This window comes from Anoxybacillus sp. ST70, from assembly GCF_019553625.1.
GTDB lineage: Bacteria > Bacillota > Bacilli > Bacillales > Anoxybacillaceae > Anoxybacillus > Anoxybacillus gonensis.
Window position 1 is genome coordinate 467,472 of sequence record NZ_JAHZOF010000001.1, and the last position, 24,056, is coordinate 491,527.

The window sequence follows — 24,056 nt, forward strand, 5'->3', positions numbered from 1 at the left end:
CCTTTTTTTATTGATGTTTCCTTTCATTGCTACATATATATGAAATAGAGAAAGGAGGTACATGATGAACAGCCAACATATTCAACTCCAACAAAAAATTATTCATTACCGCTCGGAAGTGGCAAAATATAAACAGCTATTACAGCTTGTCGAAACAGAGTTAAAGCGCGAGCAATTGCGCAATCAATATGTCCAAAAAAAACTGGAGCAACTCGACGAATATGAACAAACGATTGAACAGTTAAAACAACAACTTCTTTTTTACGAAGTGGCGCTTGAGGAAGAAAAACGGCGGAAAAAAGAAATCAAACAAGACGTCGTGCGCGCCTATGCTTATTTCACGTACACTGTCATGATGCCAGAACAAAAAGAGGAAGATGCGACCATTATCGGTGATTTCGTCATCGAAAATAGCGGCAATACACCGCTTAACGATCCGATTATTTGCCTTCGTCTTCGCCCTCCCGATCACGCGCAACTAAGCGGAAAATTTTCATTTCGCCAAATGCAAGAAGAAGGCGGCTGGACATTTGCGGTCGAACATTGGCGTGAAAAAATGAAAGAAGGAGAATATTGGTTAAAGCCCATCGCCGAAACAACCCTTTTACCGAACGAACAACTGCGCTTTCCGTCATTTGAATTGCGCATCATCCAAACCGTTGTCGTGGAAGCATTCGTCTATTTCCGCCAACTGAAACAAGGGGTATCATCTTCTAATTATATTGTTGTAAATAAATAAGCAGGCGTTTGCCCGCTTTTTTATTTGCTCCATTTTTGGACAACTGTTTCCATGAGCGCCGCTCCCCCTGCAATCGCTAATACCGATACGAGCGGCATAAAGATGCTTGGCGCATAAACCGTTCCGACATACAACCCAGCTGCGCACCATATCCCTGTACACCAATGGCAACTGAACAACTCCCCGATCCATTTTCTTATTCCTGTCCCTTTGATCACAATATACGTTTCCCCATCTTGTTCAAACTCGTCATGAAACGGCGCCCGCAAAAACGACGTAATCCGATCATATACAATTAACCGCGTCAAACGAAACGATGCAACACATAAAAGAAAAAAGTGAAAGACGTCCATCTTCTCTCCTCCTCCCCTTCACTTTATGCCTCATGTCGCAAAAAATGTACCCCTTTTTGTTGTTTCACATATAATGCAATGAGTGATCTAACGAAAAAGGATGTGAAACGATGTATAACATTTTTTTCAGCAAACATTTTTTAGCTAAACATCGTCATATGCAACAGTTGTGTGACGCGCTAGCTAATGTAAGCGAAGGAACAGAACTACATGTGCACACAAACAAAGAGACGTACTACAATGCTCAATTCGTCCAACTAGACACCGCCACAAAAACATTGACCGTCGTCGTCGACCCATTTTACGAAAACGGCGGAAAATACATGACGATCCACTGCCGTGACGTCGTTGCCGTGGAGTTCCCAACACAATCGCTCGTTGCCGCAACACAAGAACAAACGACGACAATCGGAATAACGAAAACAGACGACGAAGACGAATAAAGGAAGTGAAAAAATGAACGTTTGTATCATTGGTGCCGGCTATGTCGGATTAACGACGGCAGCTGTTCTCGCAAAACTTGGGCATACCGTTCATTGCGTAGATGAAAATGAACAAAAAATTGCCGCCTTAAAACGCGGAGACGTTCCCATTTATGAGCCGGGCTTAGCCGAGTTATTTACCGACCATCAAAGTCGGCTTTTTTTTCATCATAAACAAATACATGTAGAAGCAGATGTTATTTTTATTTGCGTCGGCACTCCCGCTGATTCGAAAGGAAAGCCAGACGTTTCATACGTCAACCGTGCCATCGCGGACTTGACCCCACACATAAACGAAAAACAAACACTTGTTATAAAAAGCACCGTCCCAATCGGAACGAACGAACGCATATACAACCATTTCAAAAACGAAGGAAAACATATCCACGTCGTATCAAACCCCGAGTTTTTACGCGAAGGGTCCGCCATTTTTGATTCCCTTTATCCTGATCGCATCGTCATCGGTTTACGCGAGGACGATGACCGTTCCCTTTCGATTATGCAAGCGTTATATGCGGGCATTCACGCGCCGTATATCGTGACGAGTTTAAGCGGCGCCGAAATGATTAAATATGCTGCCAACGCCTTCTTAGCAACAAAAATTTCATTTATAAACGAAATGGCCCGCCTTTGTGAAGCGTACGGCGTCGACGTTGTCGATGTCGCAAAAGGAATCGGACTTGACGGAAGAATCGGCCCGCACTTTTTACAAGCTGGCATCGGGTACGGTGGCTCTTGTTTTCCGAAAGACGTCACCGCCCTACAACAAATGGCATACGAACAAAACGTGCGTCCGTACATGTTAGAAGCGACAAAAACGATTAATGACACACAGCTCAATTGGTACGTACAAAAAATAAAGCGTACGCTAGGACATATGTCTAAAAAGCGGATTGCGGTGCTCGGTATTGCCTTTAAGCCAAATACAGATGACATTCGCGAATCGCCTGCCGTTTCACTCATTAAAAAACTGCATGCGCATGGGGCGAATGTCATCGCTCATGACCCGAAAGCTGTGTTACACAATGTCGATGTAAAGCAAGCAAACGCGCTAGAAGAAGCGATCGCACAAGCAGATGCGCTCATCGTGGCGACCGATTGGGATGAGTATAAACAATTAAACTGGGCATATGTGAAACAAATGATGAGCGGAAACGTCGTCATCGATGGACGAAATTGCTTGCCTCGTGAGGCGATCATGAACGCAGGACTAAACTATGTAGGGGTGGGTCGCGGATGAACATACTTGTCACAGGAGCAGCTGGATTTATCGGTTCGCACGTATGTGAAGCATTGTTGCCACATCATCACGTCATTGGCATAGATTCTTTGATCGGTCCGACGCCAAAAGCGATGAAACAAAAAACAGTAGAAACGTTAAACACGTATGACCGTTTCACATGGATCGAAGGGGATTTGTTGTCGTTGCCGCTTGACGATATCGTCCAACAAGTGGATGTCATTTATCATTTTGCCGGCATGCCGGGCGTGCGCACAAGCTGGGGAACATCGTTTGATTTATATACGACAAACAACATATTAGCGACGCAACGGTTGCTTGAAGCATGTAAACAACATCGGCCAAAACAGTTCATTTATACGTCAACGTCATCTGTATACGGTGAAACGAACGGGCGCGTGCATGAAAACACACCTCCAGCCCCTCTGTCACCATACGGCATGACGAAGCTTGCGGGGGAGCATTTATGCCGCATATACGAATCATCATTTCATGTACCGATCACCGTTTTGCGCTATTTTACCGTATACGGTCCACGGCAACGGCCCGATATGGCGTTTCATCGTTTTATTCGGCAAATGTTGTTTGACGAACCGATCACGATTTTTGGAGACGGCACACAAACGCGCGACTTTACGTACATTTCCGATTGCGTCAACGGCACGCTCGCTGTTCTCGGCAATGAAAAAGCGATTGGCGAAACGTTTAACATCGGCGGAAAAGAGCGCGCATCCGTCAACGACATCATCGCGATGCTTGAAACGTTGATCGGAAAACAAGCAAAAAAACAATATGTCAATCAAGCGATCGGCGAGCCGAAACATACGTGGGCGGACATTTCGAAAGCAGAAAACATGCTTGCCTACGCCCCGAACGTACCGTTACAAGAAGGATTGCGTCGTGAAGTCGAATATATTCGTTCGCTTTATGGGAGGTCGTAATGCGCATCGCATGGATTTGTACCGAAAAATTGCCGTCTCCAGCAATAAAAGGGGGGGCCATTCAACTCATGATTGATGGCATCGCCCCGTTTTTTGCCGAAACTCATTCGCTCACCATTTTTTCCATTACCGACCCATCGCTTCCGATGTACGAAATACGTGATGGCATTGAATACGTACGTGTACCAAAAGAACGATACGAACAACATATTGCAAATGAATTGAAAAAACGAACATTTCATGTCATTCACGTCTTTAACCGTCCCGCAAACGTGCTGTTTTACAAACAAGCCGCGCCAAACAGCCGCTTCGTCACTAGTTTGCATAACGATATGTTTTCACCGATGAAAATGACGCCAGACGTTGCAAAACAAGTCATCGCGGAAGTGGATGCCATCACAACGGTCAGTGAATATATGAAACGCACCGTCACAAAACGATACGATGTCCCGAACGATCGTATTCAAGTCGTCTACTCTGGCGTCGATGCTACGCGCTACATGCCGCCATGGACAGACGAAGGAAAACAACTGCGCACCAATATGCGCCAACGGTTTTTTGTTGAAAAAGACGACGTTATTTTATTTATCGGGCGGTTAAGCAAAACAAAAGGAGTACACGTGTTAATCGAAAGCATGAATCACGTATTAACTGAACATCGAAACGCAAAGCTCGTCATCGTCGGCGGGAAATGGTTTAGCGACAATCGGGCGAACGATTACGTACGCTTTCTTCATCAATTGGCGAAACCTTACAACGACCGCATTCAATTTACAAACTACATCCCGTCTGAACATATTCCACACATATTCACAATGGGCGATGTGTTCGTTTGCAGTTCGCAATGGCACGAGCCGCTCGCCCGCGTGCATTACGAAGCGATGGCGGCAGGCGTGCCAATCATTACGACAAACCGCGGCGGAAATCGCGAAGTGATCGAACATAACAAAAACGGGCTCGTCATTGACGACTATGCGTCACCAAAAGCGTTCGCCCATGCGATCAGCGAATTGCTAGGGAATAAAGAAAAAGCGCTCGCACTTGCTTACGAAGGACGAAAACGAGCGGAAACGATGTTTTCCTTCGCAAACACAGCCGAGCAGCTGGAACGTGTGTATATTAAGATTTGCCAATAAGCGATACCGATACGATATGTTCGAGCGGGATCGTGATCGTTTTTTCTTCATCACTTACGATAAAGACGACTTTTTTCTTATCGCACGTTTGAACAATGCCTTCATACGTGCGATTTTTCGTTTTCAATTCACACGTCACCGGTCGAAGTTCATTCGGAAGCGTCGCTAAAAATTCAATGCGCTCAGCCGTATTCATATCACGAAAATTCGCAAATGACGGCGGCGGATACGACGGCTTTTCTTTTCTCGTTCGAAACGTCTGTTGCATATAACACGTTTTCGGTCCTAAATTCGGCTGGACAATATACAACAACGGCGCATTTTCCACACGCTTTTTCATTCCCACACCCCTCCTTTTTACGAATATATGCGTAAAAAGAAAGGGGAATGCTAAGGAGATCCATATCAAATTTACAAGTTACTCATCTCTTATGAACGATACGTCTCAGTTTATAAATGTCCTCTAACACATCATCTATACATTGAACATTAAAATCCCTTTCTACAAGTATGTACTTTGGATTAGTGCGTTGCAATATCCACTCTGTTGATATTAAAATCTCTTCATTAAGGGAATTGGAATGTGTATCTCTCAACACCCCCTCATTGTCCCTCTCGAATCCAGATACATGAATGCACTCGATTTTTTCAAAAGGATATTCTGAAACATATTCTTCAAAAGCATAGTTATTATTTAAGGCTGTTACATAAGCATTTGTAACATCGAACAAAATTTTTATACGAGAGTTTGCATTCTTCAGCAATTCTCTAAAAAATCTCCCCTCGTTTAATTGACCTTTGTTAGATAATTTATTTTGTGTAATATTCTCTAGGAGTATTTGATTAGAAAAAAAGCTTGATACAATTTCCAAATTCCTTCTCATGATGAGTATATTTTCCATATCATACTCTACCGGAAAAACTTTTGATAAATAAACGTCATGCATGTGAGAGTAGGCGACATGGTCTGAGTAATATGCTGCTTCTACATACTCACTATAAAAAGCATATTGTTCAATTGCCGGTCTGTATATTCCTTCCTTCGATCCTAAGGAAGATTTTAGACAATGTATACCTATATCTATATTTTTATCCTTACAAATTTTCAATAATCTCTTCGTTTCCTTGTATCCAGTTATATCAGGCATTAATTCGAGAAAATCTACATATTCAATTAATTTATCAATAAACTCCTCATGAATAGAATCTCTATAGCATATTCCTATCTTTATCACTATTGACAACCCCTTCCTTCTTTTGTGAATTATGTAAACTAGGAAGTTTAGCTTGTTTTTAGCTAGAGCTGTTGTAGCATTCCTCATTCATTCACTTTCATACGTTCAAAAGATACAAAAACAATCAAACTTAAAATAGCACTTATTAATAACATAAGGTGGACGATAAAATAAATATACATACCTAAAAAACTAAATAATAATGTGGAAATCGATATGACTACTTTAATTATTTGCATTAACTCTCTTTTATCTCTTTTTTTATTTTTGTGAATAAAAATCGTATTGATATGAACATTTATCGCTACACCTAAAGTGATGATCGTGCTTAGTACTACAGCTTGAAAAATGAGAGGGGTATCGGTGAAGTATATCACCATAAAAAATACGGTTAGCACAAAATAAAAAAGAGGAATATGTCTATTATACCCCTTGGCTTTGAGATATCTTAAAAATAAAACATTCATTATTCCTGGTAACACAAATGGGATGAAAGATAACCTTATCATCCCTTCTTGATCAAATCTTTCTACTAGAGATGGAATCCAAAGAATTGGGATGGATGATATAATCCCCATAAATATTAACAAAGATATACTATCTACTTTTTTTCGAGATAAGATAACAGCTTTATTAGTTGAAAAATTATGTTGGACATTTATACTCGCAATTGCAATAAACAAAAATAATGATGAGAACATATATATCCTCAACGGAATACTAAAGATGAACACTCCTAATCCAAATCCTACAAGTTTAGCTAAATTCCCAACTACACTTATTTTAACCATGCCACCAAACAAACGTTTATCATTTTCAAGAATTTTTTCTTCCAAACTTCTTCCTACATATGAAGAGGAGAAAAATAAAACTGCATATGTGACCAATAAAATGACTACCTCATCTTTTAAAACGTATGATAAAAGGAATAATATCAATAAAAAAAAGCTTGTGATCAAACTAATAATCTTGAAGTGTAAAGTCGAAATTTTTCTTATAAATAAAAAATCAATAACAATAAAGACGCTAATCAGTGAATTTATAATTATAACTAAAAAAGGAGATAGACTAGAAATCGATACAATTCTAGTAATAGTATAGGAATAAGCCATACCTGAAGCTAAAATTAGGAAAAAATATAAAAAAACGAGGATATAGTTTTCTTTAACATATCTCATAATATATAATTCCCTTTTTTTGTTCTTTGAATTTTTCGAACTGTAGCTTGTCATGAAAAAGAAAAACAGAAGCATCTCTACCTATTTCAGAAACATATAGCTCGTAACCATTTTTAGACTTTACCAACACCCCATAATTAAACTCTCCGAAGTGGCTAACTACTGTTTCTAAAAGTGATTCCGCCATATCATTCATATCATTTTGATAAGCATACTTAACAACTTCTAAGAAGAAAAAGAAAGAAAACGAACAGCCTCTTTCAAAGTAAATACGAAGTATATCGACTTGGACATTGCGAGGAAGTTCAACATTTTTAGATAAATACTGTTTAAATGCAATCATAAATCGATCAAGAGACTGAACAACAATTTTTCTAAAAATCTCATCTTTAGAATGAATATACATCTAGTGCACATGCAAGTAAAAGGGAACCGTGACTAAGTGAAGTCACTAGTCACGGTGATTTAACTTACCAGTCATAACAAGTTTCCTTAGCAAGTTTTTTACCAGATTTCTTAATTACTTTTACCTGCATGTTTTTCCTCCTCTCTCCAAAAATTAAATACATTAGTAATTATATATATATATATATAATTTTGTCAATATAAAATTTTATGAAAAATAAAATATTTTGATCATTTATAATAATATCTTGTCGGTTATACATTATTTTCGAGTAACTATTCATCCGAATGCTAGTGTGTAAAGTAGCCCAGCACAAATAGGGCATTTCGGTCATAGAAAATGCCCTACGTAGCGGAAAGAACTCGATCTATCGTTTCGCCTGTCAACAGAAGACACAACGAGTCCCACACGTTTTTTTCGTGTTTCGTGAGTGTGGAAACGATGCTTCTTGCGATGCAAAACGACTGCGCGAACGTTTCTTGACGAAATGTACCCGAGATGTTCTCTTTGACTTTGACCATGCGAAGATCTCGTTCGGCTTGGTTGTTGTCAAAGGGAACGTGAGCTTCACGCAAAAAGCGCAGCGCTTCTTCCTTCCGTTTTTGAAGTCGCCGAACGAAGGAGAGCGCTTTTTTTGGCAACGGTGTCATCCCTTCCAACCGATGTTGCGCTTTCGCGAGTATGCGATCATACACGCGCTCCCAACGTTTCGCTTCTTCTTCAGGAAGAAAACCACCATGTTGTTCGACCACTTGTTTGGCGGATAATAGAAACGCGATCATCCGTTCTGCCCATGTATGCCCTTGTTCGATGAACCCTTTCAAGTCACGTAAATGATGGGCATGACAAAGGGCATGCGTGGCTTCGGTGTATCTCGGGTACGTACCGAATGCATCATGCATCATCGTTCCTTTATATCGTGGAAGAATCCCGATTTCATCGGTTGCTTTCTTTCCACGAGAAGCATGAGGAACTAAGTATGTATATGCGGATGTACAGGCGACATGAACCCAGGCCTGTTTGCTATCGATCCGCAAGCTCGTTTCATCGACATGCAAGATGTCCGATGAAAGCAATGCTTCCTCGATGATGTCCATGTTTGGCTCGAGTGCTTCGCGTCCTCGTTTGACCATATTGACAAGTGTTCCTGTGCTGATCGGATGTTGATATAGCTCTTCCATCATGTCACGTAAACGTTGATATGGAATCATTTGTATGTTGTACAAATACACGACAAGTGCCGTGAGCCGTGGACCATATTGCACATGATTCGTGACATGTGGTGGAAACTCCGCTTGTTGCACGCATCGACAATGCGGACATGATTTCACTTCACGCTCATGTTGTGTCACTTCAATCGACACGGGAGGCAGATCAAACACTTGACGGACATCGACTTTGAACGGTTTTACGTCACGCAAAGAAGCCCCACATCCTTGACACGTATGTACGCGATGGACGACACGATGATGTGGATGTTCCACTTGACGGAGCGTCGTTCCCTCATGTCCCTCTTGCCCGCCAGGCTTTTTGCCAGACGGTTCACGAGAGGAGCGCTTTTTCTCAAAACGGTCAGAAGATGGGGGCAGATGGCTATTAGAGCTTTTTTTTTTCGTGCGTGCTTCCAGCTCTTGAACGCGATACTTCAGTTGTTCATTTTCTTTGCGTAGCTGTTTGTTTTCTTGACGCAAATGTTCATTTTCTTGAATGAGTTGATGAATGAGCTGCTTTTGTTGTTGGACTTTGCCCATTAAGCTCTCAACCGTGAATACAGCTTGTTGTACCGTCAACATGCGATTCACCTCCTTGTCTATCAATATTCACATCATAGACAGGAAAAGCGACAGGAAAAGCAAAAAATATTCAGCTCACTTTATGATGTGGCTGAATAGTTACAATGAAATTAGCTTCCCAGTGACTACGACTTTAATTTCGATTTATTCAAAAAAATATAAAATAAGGTAAAATTAGATTATATAAATAAAATGGTACCTGTAGGTAGGACACTCGAAAAAAAGAGTGTTCAACCTACAGGTATTTTTATATACTTGAATTTCAGAATATGGGGGGGGGTAGGGGACAATATGAGTAAAATAACTTTTTCATCTAAAGAGATAAACATACTTCAAAAAAATCCAAATGTACAACGTGTCAGCGAAAGGTCTATTACCTATACTGACGATTTTAAAAATAGATTTATAGATGAATACCAAGCTGGCAAATTCCCTCGTCAGATCTTTGAGGAAAACGGCTTTGATGTGGACGTTATCGGCATAAAACGAATGGAACAGTCAGCCCATAGATGGAAAAAAGCCTATGAAAAGAATGGCCTGATAGGGATTACAGATTCAAGGAAAACGGCTTCTGGGAGACCCTTAAAGCGTGAGCTTACACAGTCCGAAGTGATTGAAAGGCAAAGGGCCAGAATTGAACTGTTGGAAGGACAGGTGGAGCTGTTAAAAAAGCTAGAATTGACCGAAAGGAGGCTGCTAAACGCAAGCGAAAATCTCAATCCGAATAAAGCGTACCAATTGATACAGGAGACCATTGAACAGAATGGATTCAAGGGGATGACCAGGTATTTTTGTGACCTTCTGGATGTCTCACGGTCGGGATATTACAGCTACCTGAAGGCTTCCTCTGTCCGGGAAGCACGGGAGAAATTGGACCTTGAAGCGAAGGAAATCATCTTAAAGGCCTTTGACCGGCGGGGATATAAGAAAGGTTCACGCTCCATCAAAATGATATTGGAGAATGAGTTTGATATGATCTTCAGCCGTAAAAAGATCCAGAGGATCATGAGGAAATACGGAATCGTCTGTCCTCACCGAAAGCCTAACCCTTATAAAAAGATCGCTAAAGCAACGAAGGAGCATCAGGTTGTCCCGAACAAATTAAACAGGGAATTCAAGCAGGGAATCCCCGGGAAAGTACTACTTACGGATATCACTTATCTTCCATATAACGGGAATTGTATGGCTTATTTGTCGACCGTAAAAGACGCCTCCACCAATGAAATCCTGGCTTACCATGTGTCTGATCGCATCACCTTGGACATCGCCACCCAGACGATCCATCAATTGATGAACAATAAGAAAATTACTCTCCATGAAGAGGCTTTTATCCACTCGGATCAGGGAAGCCACTATACGAGCCCACGTTACCAGAAGCTTTTAAAGGAGTATGGCCTGGGCCAGTCTATGTCACGAAGAGGCAACTGTTGGGATAATGCCCCTCAAGAATCATTCTTTGGCCACCTTAAGGATGAAGTGGATTATCAATCGGCAAGAACATTGAAGGAATTGAAGTCAAAAATTAATCATTACATGGTTTACTATAACAATTACCGCTATCAGTGGAATTTAAAAAAGATGACCCCTATTCAATATAGGAATCATCTTCTAGCTGCTTAATCTCTTTTTTTATAGTGTCCTTGACATGGGTGCCACTTTAAAACACCTCCTTCTCTAATATAAATTTTAACAAAACCATCATATTTGAATATTAGCAAAAAAAAACAAAAAATAAAGTTTTTTGGTTCATCACCAAAAGATGTACTTGCACCAGCCATTAAAGTATGGTAGCTGTTTCTAACCGAACCCGCAATGCAAAACGTTGGATATTTCTGTATCCGTATCCCCGACGTTTGATCAGCTTAATCTTGTTATTCGTTCCCTCCATTTTCCCATTCGAATAAGGCGATAACATGCACGATATGATTTCGTCTGTTCGTTTGACGAGTGATTTTGCGATGGCACGCACAACCGAACAAGGACAAAACGAATACCGATGCATCCAAGCCTCCAAACGTCGTTTCGCCTGTTGTTCGTCTTTGCTTTTGGACACATAGCGAAAATGTTGAAACGATCGGTAGACAGACTTTAAGTCATCACTTTCCTTACACCATTCTCGTACAATTTGACGTTCTTCCTCCATCAGCTTCTCTGGACATTGGCTCAATAAACGACAAACGTAACGAACATTTTCGCGTTTGTAGCCCCATTTGTCTACATATTTGCGACAACGCTCTAAAGCATCTGTAAACAGCTGAATGACATGGAAATAATCGACCACGTGTGTCGCCTCTGGACAAACCCCTTGAATGGATTTTTTCATCGCTGGAGTTAAATCGCTCACGACAAACTGAACAGAACGAGACACATGAGCCAACGCACGTCCAATGGCTTCCTCGTTCTTTCCTGTTTCAATGGCATACACTTCACCTGTTTCGGCATCCATGACCGCCACTCCGTAGTCATGCCCTTTTCGAAAAGCGAACTCATCGACACAAACCGCCTTTGGTTGGATGTCATTTGATAGGAAGGATGGGGCATGGATATAAAACCAACGTTCCACCGTCGTGTAAGGAAGCTTGAGCATCCGAGCCACTGCCTGAATGGATGTTCCGATACAAGATTGCGCGACCCATTGCTGAAAAGCATCCGTCGCTACACTTCGAGGAGAGATCGCTGGATAAGACGTGCTGAATGTCATGCCACACGTACCACAACGTCTGCGCTCGACAGGGAGTTCAATCCAAAAAATTCCGATTCGCTGAGCATAGCCATGCATCCATTGCTTCTTTTTGCATGTCATTTTGATCGTGCGCTTCAAGCAGACAGGACATAACGGGCATTGTTCGGGCAGAGAAAGTTCGAAAATCCAATGTTCTTCTTCTTTTCGCACCTTTTGAATCAAAACATCTGGTAAATCGATGAGTTCTTTGATAAACTGAGAGTACATGCGAATTTTCCTCCAATGGTTTGGTTTGGTCACCTTTACCATACAGGAAAATTCGCATTTTTTGTCCCCTCTATTTTCTCTATGCACACCGATCTTAAATGATCAAGTACAACTTGTGGTGAAGAGCCAGTTTTTTTATTTCTGAAAATAAGAATTTAGAGGTGTCAAACAATGTGAATTCATAATAAGCAATAGAACATGATTACAAAAAATATATAGAACTGTAGATGAGCAAATTCACTAACATAAATTGACAACCAAACAAAAAAGGAAACATGAACCCGACTCCTTGGTTAAAATAGATGTGCTAACCAACCATTCACAAGGAGGTTCATGTCTCATGAATAGATTAGCACATCATCAAGGAATCCACAAGTTTTTCTTCGCATTGGGATTGGCATTGCATTTCTCGAAGCCGGTTCTGAAGCATCTCGTTCATATCGTCGATGCCTTGACCACCAAGGGATTCTCGGGAACGCTGACAGATCTCCATCACTGGCGTTTTCATCCTAATCATCGAACAACGCTCAGCCATTTTTTCACGAAAAGCCCTTGGGATGAAGAGACGTTGCTTCGCAAACTCCAGCAATGGATCCTTCATCGCATCAAGCGAATCGCCAAACGGGAGAATCAACCCCTTTTTGTTTCGATTGATGATACCATTTGCCAAAAAACGAAGCCTTCGTCACGGGCAACGCACGCCATTCAAGGGTGTGGTTGGCATTTCTCTCACAAAGATCATCAATCGGTCTGGGGGCATTCGCTCGTTTGGCTGATGGTGCACACCTTCACGCAGGCGTTTCCGTTCGCGTTCCGCCTGTATGACAAGAAGGCGGGAAGGAGCAAAATCGACCTGGCGATCGAGATGCTTTCCTCACTCAAGGTGGAACCGGATCGGCCGGTGTATGTGCTCATGGATTCGTGGTACCCGTCCAAAACGCTCATCGAAGCCTGCTTGAGCAAGGGATTTCATGTCATCGCGATGCTCAAGACGAATCGGATTCTTGATCCGAACGGCATTGCAATCCAAGCGAAGCAGTTCGCCCGCTATATCGAGCCCCAAGACACCCGCCTCGTCACGGTGGGGAAGGAGCGTTACCGCGTGTATCGCTATGAGGGGGCGATCCATGGCCTCGATGACGCGGTGGTGCTGCTGGCTTGGAAGGCGGATCAGCCGATGACATCGGAACATCTCCATTGCGTCTTGAGCACCGACCGGGAGCTCGGGGACGAAGACATCTTGCGTTACTATGCCCAGCGTTGGACAATCGAATGCTTTTTCCGGCAGGCGAAAGATCAACTGAAGCTGGATGGATACCGCGTTCGCCACATTCGGGCGGTGAAACGGTATTGGGCGGTGGTGCTCTTGGCCTGCGTGTACAGCATAGCGGAATCCCAGCAAGACCTCTCCACCGGATTGGAGCTTCTTCGATCGCGGAAAGGACACAGCGTCGTCGAGTTCATTTATAACGCCGCGAAGCAAGAGATTCCCATTGATGTGATCAAAAAACAGCTCCATGTCGCCTAAGGGGTTCCCTGTTTGTTTCTTTAACTATGGAAATTATTGTAATGAAAAATGCTCATCTACAGTATAGAAAAGAGGAAATTCAATGAGAAATAAGATGTTTCATTTCTTTTGGATAGGTCAATCTTTTGCTAATTTTGGCGATGTCTTTTATATCGTTTCATTAATCACGTATCTTTACCATCTAACATCAAAAAGCATGGCTACAGCATTCGTTACATTTTTAGTTACATTGTCGCTTTCTATTAGTGGGATAATTGCTCCTATTTTTTTCGAAAAATTTAAATTGAAGATTATATTAGCTTATGGGCAAATGTTTAAAACAATATTATTAATGATTTTATGTATTTATATAAACATGAATATAGTAAGTAATGTTTGGCTCATTTACACGGTTGTATTATGCATTAGTTTTTTTGATGGGATAAGTAACCCTATTAAAAGCTCGTTAATCCCTTTAGTAGTTAAGAGGGAAGAAATTTTAAAAGCAAACAGTATGTTAAACACGTTAGATCAATTTATCAAGCTAAGCGCATGGCCTATTGGTAGTTTAATCATAGCCTTTCTATCTCCAGCTTTTTTGATCAACATGACTTTGTTGCTTTACATGATTTCATGCTTTTTTATGTTCCTTCTCAACATAGAAGAAACAAGTAAGCGAGAAAATGTTAATCGAAAAGGTACAAAGAAAGTTCCATCATCTATGAGCATAGGATGGAAATATACATTCACAAATCAACATTCCAAATCTATAAGTTTTATGACTTTGTTTGAGGGAGTCGGGAATGGTGTTTGGATTTCAGCAATACTTTATGTATACGTCAAAGAGCAATTGCATTTAGGAGAGGAATGGTGGGGGTATATTAATTCTATTTTCTTCGGTGGAATGGTTATAGGTGGGTTTTTAATCATAAAATTTAATAAATTCATCGAAGCTAGCCAGCAAACGATTGTACTATCCACTCCATTTATTATAGCAACTGTAACTTTTCTATTTGGAAATGAACAATACGCATGGTTATCTTTATTTTGGTCTATGATATATGGGATAACAGAACAATTTAGATTCGTATCCCTACAAACAATTCTGCAAAAAAATACAGAGCCACATTTACTGCCTAATGTGTTTGCGGTTCAAGGAGTAATCAGCACGATTACATTTGGAGTGTCTACATTACTATTAAGTTTTATAGCGGATACGTACGGTATTACCTCTGCATTTTATACATCTGCATTATGTTATATCATAAGCGGTTTAATCAGTTATAAAAATAAAGAAATATGGAAAAACGAAGAACAAAATCTAAAAAATGTAACAACCACTTTAAAACAGTAACAACATGTTACCTTTACTAAAAAAAGCTGTTCGGCAAATGCCAAACAGCTTTTTGATTAGCGCGCTAAAATATGGTAGCCAGAGTCAACGTGGATAATTTCGCCTGTCACGCCGCGCGATAAGTCGCTAAATAAAAACAATGCTGTATCGCCAACTTCTTCTTGTGTCGTCGTGCGGCGCAGTGGTGCGCGTTCTTCAATTTCTTTTAAAATGGAGTTGAAGTCGCCGACACCTTTGGCAGATAACGTGCGAATTGGACCTGCCGAAATGGCGTTGACGCGAATGCCGTATTTTCCTAAGTCGTTCGCTAAATATTTCACGCTCGCTTCTAACGACGCTTTTGCGACACCCATGACGTTATAGTTTTGCACGACGCGCTCGCCGCCTAAATATGTTAACGTGACGATGCTGCCGCCTTCTGTCATTAGCTCTTTCGCCGCTTTCGCCACAGCTGTTAACGAATAGGCGCTAATGTTGTGCGCAAGTAAAAATCCTTCGCGATCGACGTTCATATACTCGCCTTCTAAATGCTCTTTATTCGCAAATGCGATACAATGCGCCACACCGTGAATGACACCCACTTGCTCTTTGATTTGCGCAAAGCATGAGGCAATTTCTTCATCTTTCGTCACATCGCAAGGCAATACAAGCGCTGTTTCATCTTCTAACGTTGCGACTAATTTTTTTACCTCATTTTCAAATCGCTCGCCAGCATATGTAAAAATTAATCGCGCCCCTGCTGCATGAAGCGCACGCGCAATGCCCCAAGCGATGCTTCGTTTATTTGCCACACCCATAATGACGTACGTTTTCCCTTGTAACGATAATTGCATATTCGTTCATCCCCTTAAATTATGATTTGTTATTAGAACCTAGTATTAATATGATTATAACAAAAAATTCCCTACTTTCAAATAGGGAATTTATAATAAATAATCCATAAACATTGTCGCTAAGCCAAAATAAATGAGAATGCTAATTAAATCGTTAATTGTCGTAATAAACGGACCAGAAGCAACGGCCGGGTCGATGCGCAGCTTATGCATCGCAAGCGGAATGAGCGCACCAGCGACTGTCGCCACGGTTAATGTCGCAAACAACGCCAATCCAACGAGCACACCTAAGAAAAACTGCTGCTTCCATACGTACACAACAATTGTAATGACGACGCCACAAGACAAGCCAATTAAAAGCCCCGTTATCGCCTCGCGCGCAAGCATACGCCATTTTCCTTCTTTTTCTAAATCCCCCATCGCCAAGCGACGCACCGCTACCGCCAATGATTGCGTCCCTGTATTTCCAGACATTCCTGCAATAAGCGGAATAAACACAGCTAAAATGGCGACTTTTTGCAATGTGTCTTCAAAACGGCTAATTAAATTCGCGGTCATCATCCCTAAAAACAACAGAATAATCAGCCATGGCAGCCGCTTTTTTGCCGCTTCGAACGGGGTGTATTGAATATCGACATCAGGAACCCCTGCCAGTTTTGAATAGTCGTCTGTCGCTTCTTCAGAAATGACGTCGACAATGTCGTCAACAGTAATAATCCCAAGTAAATGATTGTTCGCATCGACAACAGGAAGCGCTAAAAAATCGTAGTTTTGCATTTTACGCGCCACATCTTCTTGGTCTTCATCAACGAGCACAGAAACGACTTGATCGTTCATGACATCATGAATCATCGCATCGTCATCCGATGTCAACAGTTCCCTTAGCGACAATACCCCAACGAGCTGCCGTTGTTCGTTGACGACGTACAAATAATAAATCGTTTCCGCATTCGCTGCTTCTCTTTTTAAAATTTGCATCGCCGAACGCACCGTTTGATTGGCATGAATGGCGATATATTCCGTTGTCATAATGCTTCCGGCCGTATATTCTTTATAATGAAGCAACCCTTGAATATCTTTCGCCGCTTCATCGTCCATAATCGTTAAATAATTCGCTACTTCGTTTTTATCTAGTTCATTCAATACGTCCGCCGCATTGTCAGCATACATGTGCGCAAGCATTTGCGCCACAAACAACGGATCCATTTCCGATAAATAAATTTTATACTCATCTTCTTCAATGTCGAGATGGTCAAAAATTTCCGCCATTTCTGCTGGCGACAAATATTCGTACATGCGCTTTCTCACTTCGGGACTTTGTTCGACATAAAACTTCGCCCGATCGTACGGATGAAGTTTTAAAAACTGTTTTCGAAACTCTTCCATTTTTTCATCCCGTAATGCTTGTACTAACATGTTTTCCCTCCTCTCGACAAAAATCGCTTTTTTTATTATGCGCGAATCTTTGCCAACTTGCAAGCGACGATGTAAAATGATAATGCACGAAAAAAGCAGGGGGAACTGTGATGGAAAACGAAAAAACTGTTCAATCAAAAATAGATTATCATTTACTATTTATTTTATTTTTAATTGCGATCGTGAGCGCCATCGCCATTGAAAGTGCGCGCGAGACGCTCCCTGCCAAATTGCAACATATTAACTTTGCGCAAAAACAGCTCATGTGGTACGGCGTCGGTGCCGTCGTCATTGCGGTGACGATGCTTGTCGATTACGACCGTCTATTTAAAATTGCTTGGTATTTATATGGGTTCGGGATGATTCTTTTGCTTGGATTAGAATTCAACGTCCCGGGTACATTAACGATTAAAGGGGCAACGAGCTGGTACAGCCTTCCGGGCGGAAACTTTCAGCCATCTGAGCTCATGAAAATTTTTATGATTATCGTCATGAGCCGCATCATCGTCAACCATCGGGAAAAATACCACGAACCGACGTTGCAAGACGACTTGAAATTGCTCGGAAAAATCGCGCTGTCGCTATTGCCGCCGCTTTTTTTACTTGCTCGTCAGCCTGATATGGGCATGTCGATGGTGTTTATGGCGATTGCTGGCTCGCTCATTCTCGTCTCCGGCATTCGCTTGCGCATCATCGCAGCCATTGCTGGTCTCGCCGTTGTGGGAGTAACATCGTTTATCGTGGCGTTTTTATATTTCCCAGATGTATTAAAAATTCAACAATACCAATTAAACCGTTTTTACGGCTGGCTCAATCCGTACGAATATTCAAGCGATCAAGGATTCCAGCTCATTAAATCGTTGCTTGCGATCGGCTCAGGGGAATTATACGGAAAAGGATATAAAAATTTAGACGTCTATTTACCAGAGTCGCATACCGACTTTATTTTTAGCATTATCGGGGAACAATTTGGCTTTATCGGGGCAAGCATCGTCGTTTCGCTCTTTTTCTTATTAATTTACCGCATGATTCAAATTGCGTTAGAGTGCCACGATCCGTTTGGCAGCTACTTATGCGCGGGCGTCATCGGCATGATTACGTTCCAAGTATTTCAAAACGTCGGCATGACGATCGGCTTACTACCGATTACCGGCCTTCCGCTTCCGTTCGTCAGCTACGGAGGAAGCTCGCTTGCGACGTACATGCTCGCCATTGGGCTTGTCTTAAACGTCCGTTCGCGCACACAAAAATTTATGTTTTCTGCAGAACAATAGGGGAGGTTAGACTTTGTCACCTCCCCTGCTGTTTTTCACATGTCGCTCCCTCTCACATATACGACGTGCTACTATAATTTTGGTAAACAGGTCCTGTTGAAATAATTTTCACTTACATGTTAAAATTATTCTTGATTTATAAAATTTTCTTTTTAAAAAGGAGGTTTCTATATGAGAAATATTTTCATCTCAACTCTTTCTGTTTTGTTTTTCTTTTTTCTACTTCCTTTTTCCACCACTTCAGCCCATAACAATATAAGCGAGCAAGAGAAAAATAAAATTGTTTAAGAAGCTTTAAAAGTTATTGAAAAGAGATACAACTCTCTCATTCCTCAACAACAAGAAGAAAGTGAAATACTTCAACTGAAAAACACTAAGTCGCAATTGAGATTAGAAAATATTATAACGAGAGATAAAAATTATATGAACGAACTAGGTGCATCCTACAAGAAAATAGAAATTTTAAACGTAGATGATATACAAATAGATAAAATGAATGAAGCAATCAAATTGAGCTTACGTGTGGAGGTAGCTAAATACTATCAGTACAAAAATAAAAAACAGATGGAGGAACATCCATGGCTAGAGACAAGAACACATGAGTTTGTTTTCTCTTTTAACGAAAACAAAAGAAGCGATTCATATTCACTAGTTGACTACAAATTCGAGGATGAAATGGACTACTCCGGTGAACAATCTCCAAATCACAATTTACCTACAATCGAAGAGATGGCTAAACAGTACACTGCTGCTGTTAAAACAACTAACGATATAAGTATAATGTCCACGCAACATTTGTACAATCGATCAGGAGCTAAATCATATGCATACAATTGGTATAACAAAAATAACCCTGACTTTAGAGTCTTTGCAAACAACTGCACAAATTTTGTTTCACAAGCAATTAACCGTGGTGGTGGGGTAAATATGGATTGGTGGGGTGATTTGCGTTGGTGGTATCAAGGTACTCAAAACACTACAAGTTGGTCTGTTGCTCATGACTATGTATATTATGCAAGAAGGAACGATGATGCTGGTGGATTAGGTGCTTATTATATAAGTAATGTAAAAGATTTGAAAATAGGTAGTCTTGTTGGATATGACTTTGACAACGATGGTTATTTCGATCACCTTTCTATTGTAGTGAATTATGATAGCAACGGAGAACCTTTGACTGCTCAACATACTCCAAGTGACTATAACCGCCCTTGGAAATCAGTCAATCCGTCAGCAAAACATTACTTTATTCAAACAAATGATTACTGGTATTCTAATTAGTCCAGTTTAAAGTGAGGAGAAAACATTGAAGAAGTGTATATTGTTATTCATCTTGTTAGGCTTGTTGATAGGATGCAATAATAAAGAAATTCCTATGTACAATGGGTTTCCAATTCCTGAAGGAGCAAAAGTTATAAAAATAGATAGCGATAAAAGCAAGGTACATCCTGTCTTTATCGAACAAGCTATGTTCCAATTAAAAGAACCTATGTCACCTGACTTAATACCATCTCATCCTTTCTATCAGATAATTGTGAATGAAGGCTGGAAAGATGAAGAAGCGATTAAAAAAATAGGCGAAAATCGCTATGTATTTAGTAAAGATCATCGACTTATTCAAGTAAGTATTTATAACGACAAAATGACAATTACGGAATATGATCCAAAAATCTTTTGGCAAAATAGCAAATGAGTAGTCCCCAGTGCGTATTGCCCTGGGGATTTTTTGTACATAATGAATAGCAAACATTTTTTAAAGGAAGATCAATAAATGATATACGACATTATTGGCGATATTCACGGTTGTTTTCATGAATTGACGTTACTAACAAAAAAGCTTGGCTACGTTTGGGAACACGATATACCGATTCATCCAAACGGGCGAAAGCTTGCATTCGTCGGCGATTTAGCCGATCGCGGTCCCGAGTCATTGCGAGTCATTGATACGGTCGTTTCGCTCGTTCAACAAAACAAAGCGGTGTACGTGCCGGGCAATCATTGCGACAAACTATACCGCTTTTTTCTCGGTCGAAACGTGCAAATTACACACGGACTGGAAACGACGGTTGCCGAATGGGAACAAGCCGATGAGCAAACGAAAACGCGCATTCGTACGCAATTTATGAAACTGTACGAAAACGCGCCGCTTTATGCCGTCTTAGACGATGGAAAACTTGTGATCGCCCATGCTGGCATTCGCGCCGATTACATTGGGCAATTTCATCAAAAAGTAAAAACGTTCGTCTTATACGGCGACATTACAGGCGAAAAACATCCAGACGGCTCCCCTGTGCGACGAGATTGGGCAAAACATTATCGCGGCGATGCGCTCATCGTATACGGACATACGCCAGTGAAAGAGCCGCGCTGGCTAAATCGTACAGTCAACATCGACACCGGCTGCGTATTCGGCGGACGATTAACGGCGCTTCGCTATCCGGAAATGGAAACCGTCTCCGTCCCGTCAACGATGCCATATGTCGCAGAAAAATTTCGCCCGTTTGACTAAAGCAAACGGGCGATGTCGTCAGGAAGCGGCGAATGAAACGTCATCATGCGTGCAACAAACGGATGAAAAAACGTCAGCTCGCAACTATGTAACGCTTGGCGATCGATTTGTGCGCGCGAGCCGCCATACAAATCATCGCCAACGAGCGGATGACCGATATGAGAAAAATGGACGCGAATTTGATGCGTGCGCCCCGTTTCTAATTGAATCGACACGTGCGTCATCTCATTTTTCTGTTGCAATACTTCATAATGCGTCACCGCCCGCTGACCGTCTGGCCGCACTTGCCGCTCGATGATGCTATCCCCTTTTCGTCCAATCGGAGCATCGATCGTTCCAACGAGCGGGGTGACATAGCCGTGGCAAACCGCTTCATAGCGCCGTTTCACTTTTCCTTGTTTTTGTTGTTCGCTAAGTAAATGATGCACATGGCGATGCTTCGCGACAAGCACAAGTCCTGATGTATCGCGGTCAAGCCTTGTGACGATATGAACGGTCGGTTGTAACTGTTGCTTTTCGTAATGAAACAATAGCGCATTGGCGATCGTTCCATTCGGATGTTCACGCGACGGAATCGTCGACATATGCGGCGGCTTGTCAAGAACGATGACGTAATCGTCCTCGTACACAATCGAAAGCGGAATCGGTTCTGCTGCCATGTCCGCACTTTTTTGTTCCGGTGGAAACGACACGCACACTTCATCGCCTTCTTTCAGCACGTAGCGAACGGTAACCGGTGTACCGTTCACTTCGATGTTCCCACCTTTAAATTTAATATCCGTTAACGCCGTTTTTGAAATATGCTTTTCTTTTAAAAATTCACGAACGAGCATCCCATCTTGTTGCATGGTGACGATCCAACGAAGTTGAAACATACAAATCCCTTTCTATTGAATAAATGATTCGCGCACGCGCTTCCAAAACGGAAACGGACGGAAGCGAGCAAAACGAATTTTTTCATCAGCGACGCGGCATTGAATCGACTTGACATCTTTATGCAATAGCGATAAATGATCGATCGTAATTTGGAAATCGACGTCATTGACCGGCTTTAACATACACGTATGATGCGCAGGCAAAATAAGCGGCGAACCGATCGTACGAAACACGCGGTTGTTAATGGACGCCATTTCCGCCACTTGAATCGCCTCTAACGACGGATGTAAAATCGCCCCGCCGAGCGCTTTATTGTATGCGGTGCTTCCCGATGGCGTCGAAATACATAATCCATCCCCTCGAAACGTCTCAAATAAATCGCCACGAATTTCGACATCCATCACAAGCGTGCCGCTGACGCTTTTCACCGTACATTCATTGAGCGCTAAATATTTTGTTTCACGCCCGCCGCGCACATATCGAATTGTCACTTCTAAAAGCGGATATTCGACGATTTGATATGGCGTTTTCGCAATCGCAATGACGAGCTTTTCAATTTCATCAGGCACCCAATCGGCATAAAATCCTAAATGCCCTGTATGCACGCCGACAAACGCCGTCTGTTCCAGCCGGCTGCGATAACGATGAAACGCATACAATAACGTCCCATCCCCTCCGACAGAAATGACGATATCTGGCTCATCTTCATCATACGTTAAACGAAAATCGGTTAAATATGTACGAATTTTATACATACATTCGTTTGATATCGCATCCCCTTTTGATATGACCGCAAATTTCACGCGCCCTCACTCCTCGTTATCTTTTAACTCTTGCTTGCGCGAAAACGCTGCTTGCGCCTCTTGAATTTCAAAGCGAATTTTTGACATTTCTTCATCTAACAAATACGCGGCTTCCGCTGCCCGCTGCAATCGTTGCTTAATATCTTCCGGAAACTTGCCGCTATACTTATAGTTTAACGAATGTTCAATCGTCGCCCAAAAGTTCATCGCAAGCGTGCGAATTTGAATTTCGACTAAAATGTTTTTTTCACCATAAATCATTTGTACCGGATAACGAATGACGACATGATACGAACGATAGCCGCTCTCTTTTTTTTGCGTAATATAATCCCGCTCTTCGACAATTGTAAAATCGTTTCGTTGCCGAAGCAGTTGAACGACCGTTTTAATGTCATCAACGAACTGACACATCATGCGCAAGCCTGCAATGTCTTGCATTTGTTCTTCTAGTTGATCGAGCGGAATATTTTTCTTTTGCGCTTTATCTAAAATGCTTGCAATGGGTTTCACTCTTCCTGTCACAAATTCAATCGGAGAGTGCACCCCTTGCATTTCAAATTGGGCGCGCATCCCTTTTAACTTGACTTTCAACTCCTCTACCGCCTGTTTGTACGGAGCTAAAAAAAATTCCCAATGTTTCTCCATGAAACCACCTACTTACGCGAAAAATGCCGTTACCGCCTGTTCCATTTCTTCACCGTAGTTTGCATTTCCTTTAATATTATCAATTAAATATGCCACTTCTTCATGAATGCCTTCTAATTCAAGCGTGGCATCACGCCCAACGAGAAAGATCGGCTCGTTTGTCGCAAGTGCTTCCTTTAACGCTCCCCACACCGCTTTTGGCATCACAACATAAATAAATGCATCGCTTGCTTCTAATATGTATACGAACGCACACGCGTCGGAATCGACAAGCATATGCCGTTTTGGCTTCAAGCCTTGAAGCGTTTCGTCACATGACATATTCCATCCGTTTTCTTTTCTTTCAGCTGAATGTACATATATTTTCATGTTCTTTCCTCCGTCCATCT

25 protein-coding genes are annotated in these 24,056 nt (G+C 41.7%); 12 read left to right on the forward strand and 13 right to left on the reverse strand.

What is annotated here, in order from left to right; translation table 11 throughout:
* Window positions 1–61 precede the first annotated feature (61 nt).
* Window positions 62–739: a hypothetical protein gene (locus K1I43_RS02455; RefSeq protein ID WP_012575632.1), complete on the forward strand. Its 678-nt coding sequence runs from the start codon at window positions 62–64 to the stop codon at window positions 737–739.
* Window positions 740–759: 20 nt separating this feature from the next.
* On the opposite strand, the gene K1I43_RS02460 is transcribed toward K1I43_RS02455, so the two are convergent.
* Entirely contained in the window at window positions 760–1,092 is a 333-nt protein-coding gene (locus tag K1I43_RS02460; protein WP_043964661.1) for a DUF1360 domain-containing protein, read from the reverse strand.
* Window positions 1,093–1,202: 110 nt separating this feature from the next.
* Here K1I43_RS02460 and K1I43_RS02465 point away from each other — a divergent pair, with 110 nt between their 5' ends.
* The 4 genes from K1I43_RS02465 to K1I43_RS02480 are packed head-to-tail and all read left to right on the forward strand — an operon-like array spanning window position 1,203 to window position 4,891.
* Window positions 1,203–1,535 carry a hypothetical protein gene (locus tag K1I43_RS02465; protein WP_043964659.1) on the forward strand — a complete coding sequence of 111 codons (333 nt, stop codon included), beginning with the start codon at window positions 1,203–1,205 and terminating at the stop codon, window positions 1,533–1,535.
* 13 nt (window positions 1,536–1,548) lie between these two features.
* Window positions 1,549–2,814, forward strand: a complete 1,266-nt coding sequence (locus tag K1I43_RS02470; RefSeq protein WP_220382602.1) for a UDP-glucose dehydrogenase family protein — start codon at window positions 1,549–1,551, stop codon at window positions 2,812–2,814.
* Window positions 2,811–3,755 carry an NAD-dependent epimerase/dehydratase family protein gene (locus K1I43_RS02475; RefSeq protein ID WP_043964655.1) on the forward strand — a complete coding sequence of 315 codons (945 nt, stop codon included), beginning with the start codon at window positions 2,811–2,813 and terminating at the stop codon, window positions 3,753–3,755. The genes K1I43_RS02470 and K1I43_RS02475 overlap by 4 nt, the downstream gene beginning before the upstream one ends.
* Window positions 3,755–4,891, forward strand: a complete 1,137-nt coding sequence (locus K1I43_RS02480; RefSeq protein WP_043964653.1) for a glycosyltransferase family 4 protein — start codon at window positions 3,755–3,757, stop codon at window positions 4,889–4,891. Before K1I43_RS02475 ends, K1I43_RS02480 begins: the two co-directional genes overlap by 1 nt.
* Here the strand turns inward: K1I43_RS02480 and K1I43_RS02485 are convergent.
* The 5 genes from K1I43_RS02485 to tnpC all read right to left on the reverse strand — a co-directional run bounded on the left by K1I43_RS02485 (window position 4,875) and on the right by tnpC (window position 9,503).
* A complete protein-coding gene (locus K1I43_RS02485) occupies window positions 4,875–5,231 on the reverse strand; it encodes a CotO family spore coat protein (protein WP_009362161.1) in 357 nt (118 codons plus the stop codon). The two genes, K1I43_RS02480 and K1I43_RS02485, sit on opposite strands and share 17 nt — an antisense overlap.
* A gap of 82 nt (window positions 5,232–5,313) precedes the next feature.
* Window positions 5,314–6,213, reverse strand: a complete 900-nt coding sequence (locus tag K1I43_RS02490; protein ID WP_012575639.1) for a multinuclear nonheme iron-dependent oxidase — start codon at window positions 6,211–6,213, stop codon at window positions 5,314–5,316.
* The gene (locus K1I43_RS02495; RefSeq protein WP_019418204.1) at window positions 6,210–6,962 is read right to left on the reverse strand and encodes a hypothetical protein; all 753 of its coding nucleotides are present in this window, start codon (window positions 6,960–6,962) and stop codon (window positions 6,210–6,212) included. The genes K1I43_RS02490 and K1I43_RS02495 overlap by 4 nt, the downstream gene beginning before the upstream one ends.
* 328 nt (window positions 6,963–7,290) lie before the next feature.
* Complete coding sequence (locus K1I43_RS02500; RefSeq protein WP_012575641.1) at window positions 7,291–7,710, reverse strand: hypothetical protein; 420 nt, start codon at window positions 7,708–7,710, stop codon at window positions 7,291–7,293.
* A 344-nt stretch (window positions 7,711–8,054) separates the two neighbouring features.
* A complete protein-coding gene (gene tnpC / locus K1I43_RS02505) occupies window positions 8,055–9,503 on the reverse strand; it encodes an IS66 family transposase (protein WP_043964649.1) in 1,449 nt (482 codons plus the stop codon).
* Between the two features lie 291 nt (window positions 9,504–9,794).
* Here tnpC and K1I43_RS02510 point away from each other — a divergent pair, with 291 nt between their 5' ends.
* On the forward strand, window positions 9,795–11,123 hold the full coding sequence (locus K1I43_RS02510) for an IS3 family transposase (protein ID WP_043964648.1): 1,329 nt from the start codon (window positions 9,795–9,797) through the stop codon (window positions 11,121–11,123).
* A gap of 157 nt (window positions 11,124–11,280) precedes the next feature.
* Here the strand turns inward: K1I43_RS02510 and K1I43_RS02515 are convergent, their stop codons facing one another.
* Window positions 11,281–12,453: an ISL3 family transposase gene (locus tag K1I43_RS02515; protein ID WP_043964645.1), complete on the reverse strand. Its 1,173-nt coding sequence runs from the start codon at window positions 12,451–12,453 to the stop codon at window positions 11,281–11,283.
* A gap of 340 nt (window positions 12,454–12,793) precedes the next feature.
* Between K1I43_RS02515 and K1I43_RS02520 the strand changes: the two genes are divergently transcribed.
* Window positions 12,794–13,981: an IS701 family transposase gene (locus K1I43_RS02520; RefSeq protein ID WP_026011713.1), complete on the forward strand. Its 1,188-nt coding sequence runs from the start codon at window positions 12,794–12,796 to the stop codon at window positions 13,979–13,981.
* An 82-nt stretch (window positions 13,982–14,063) separates the two neighbouring features.
* Complete coding sequence (locus K1I43_RS02525) at window positions 14,064–15,314, forward strand: MFS transporter (RefSeq protein ID WP_012575646.1); 1,251 nt, start codon at window positions 14,064–14,066, stop codon at window positions 15,312–15,314.
* 56 nt (window positions 15,315–15,370) lie between these two features.
* Here the strand turns inward: K1I43_RS02525 and fabI are convergent, their stop codons facing one another.
* On the reverse strand, window positions 15,371–16,147 hold the full coding sequence (gene fabI, locus K1I43_RS02530; RefSeq protein ID WP_019417850.1) for an enoyl-ACP reductase FabI: 777 nt from the start codon (window positions 16,145–16,147) through the stop codon (window positions 15,371–15,373).
* A gap of 90 nt (window positions 16,148–16,237) precedes the next feature.
* Window positions 16,238–17,563: a magnesium transporter gene (gene mgtE, locus K1I43_RS02535; protein WP_033383448.1), complete on the reverse strand. Its 1,326-nt coding sequence runs from the start codon at window positions 17,561–17,563 to the stop codon at window positions 16,238–16,240.
* Window positions 17,564–17,673: 110 nt separating this feature from the next.
* Between mgtE and K1I43_RS02540 the strand changes: the two genes are divergently transcribed.
* The 4 genes from K1I43_RS02540 to prpE all read left to right on the forward strand — a co-directional run bounded on the left by K1I43_RS02540 (window position 17,674) and on the right by prpE (window position 21,343).
* The gene (locus K1I43_RS02540; protein WP_136260260.1) at window positions 17,674–18,837 is read left to right on the forward strand and encodes an FtsW/RodA/SpoVE family cell cycle protein; all 1,164 of its coding nucleotides are present in this window, start codon (window positions 17,674–17,676) and stop codon (window positions 18,835–18,837) included.
* 423 nt (window positions 18,838–19,260) lie between these two features.
* Window positions 19,261–20,115, forward strand: coding sequence for an amidase domain-containing protein (locus K1I43_RS02545; RefSeq protein WP_019417853.1), 855 nt, complete (start codon window positions 19,261–19,263; stop codon window positions 20,113–20,115).
* A 25-nt stretch (window positions 20,116–20,140) separates the two neighbouring features.
* Window positions 20,141–20,527 (forward strand): hypothetical protein, encoded by a 387-nt coding sequence (locus K1I43_RS02550; RefSeq protein ID WP_019417854.1) that lies wholly within the window; start codon window positions 20,141–20,143, stop codon window positions 20,525–20,527.
* Window positions 20,528–20,605: 78 nt separating this feature from the next.
* A complete protein-coding gene (gene prpE, locus K1I43_RS02555) occupies window positions 20,606–21,343 on the forward strand; it encodes a bis(5'-nucleosyl)-tetraphosphatase PrpE (RefSeq protein ID WP_019417855.1) in 738 nt (245 codons plus the stop codon).
* Here the strand turns inward: prpE and K1I43_RS02560 are convergent.
* From K1I43_RS02560 to K1I43_RS02575, 4 genes are read right to left on the reverse strand one after another with little or no spacing between them, the layout of a single operon-like run.
* A complete protein-coding gene (locus tag K1I43_RS02560) occupies window positions 21,340–22,218 on the reverse strand; it encodes an RluA family pseudouridine synthase (RefSeq protein WP_019417856.1) in 879 nt (292 codons plus the stop codon). The two genes, prpE and K1I43_RS02560, sit on opposite strands and share 4 nt — an antisense overlap.
* A 12-nt stretch (window positions 22,219–22,230) precedes the next feature.
* Entirely contained in the window at window positions 22,231–23,022 is a 792-nt protein-coding gene (locus tag K1I43_RS02565) for an NAD kinase (protein ID WP_009362167.1), read from the reverse strand.
* Between the two features lie 6 nt (window positions 23,023–23,028).
* Window positions 23,029–23,667, reverse strand: coding sequence for a GTP diphosphokinase (gene yjbM, locus K1I43_RS02570; RefSeq protein WP_009362168.1), 639 nt, complete (start codon window positions 23,665–23,667; stop codon window positions 23,029–23,031).
* 12 nt (window positions 23,668–23,679) lie between these two features.
* Entirely contained in the window at window positions 23,680–24,036 is a 357-nt protein-coding gene (locus K1I43_RS02575) for a UPF0738 family protein (RefSeq protein WP_370628341.1), read from the reverse strand.
* Window positions 24,037–24,056: the final 20 nt, after the last annotated feature.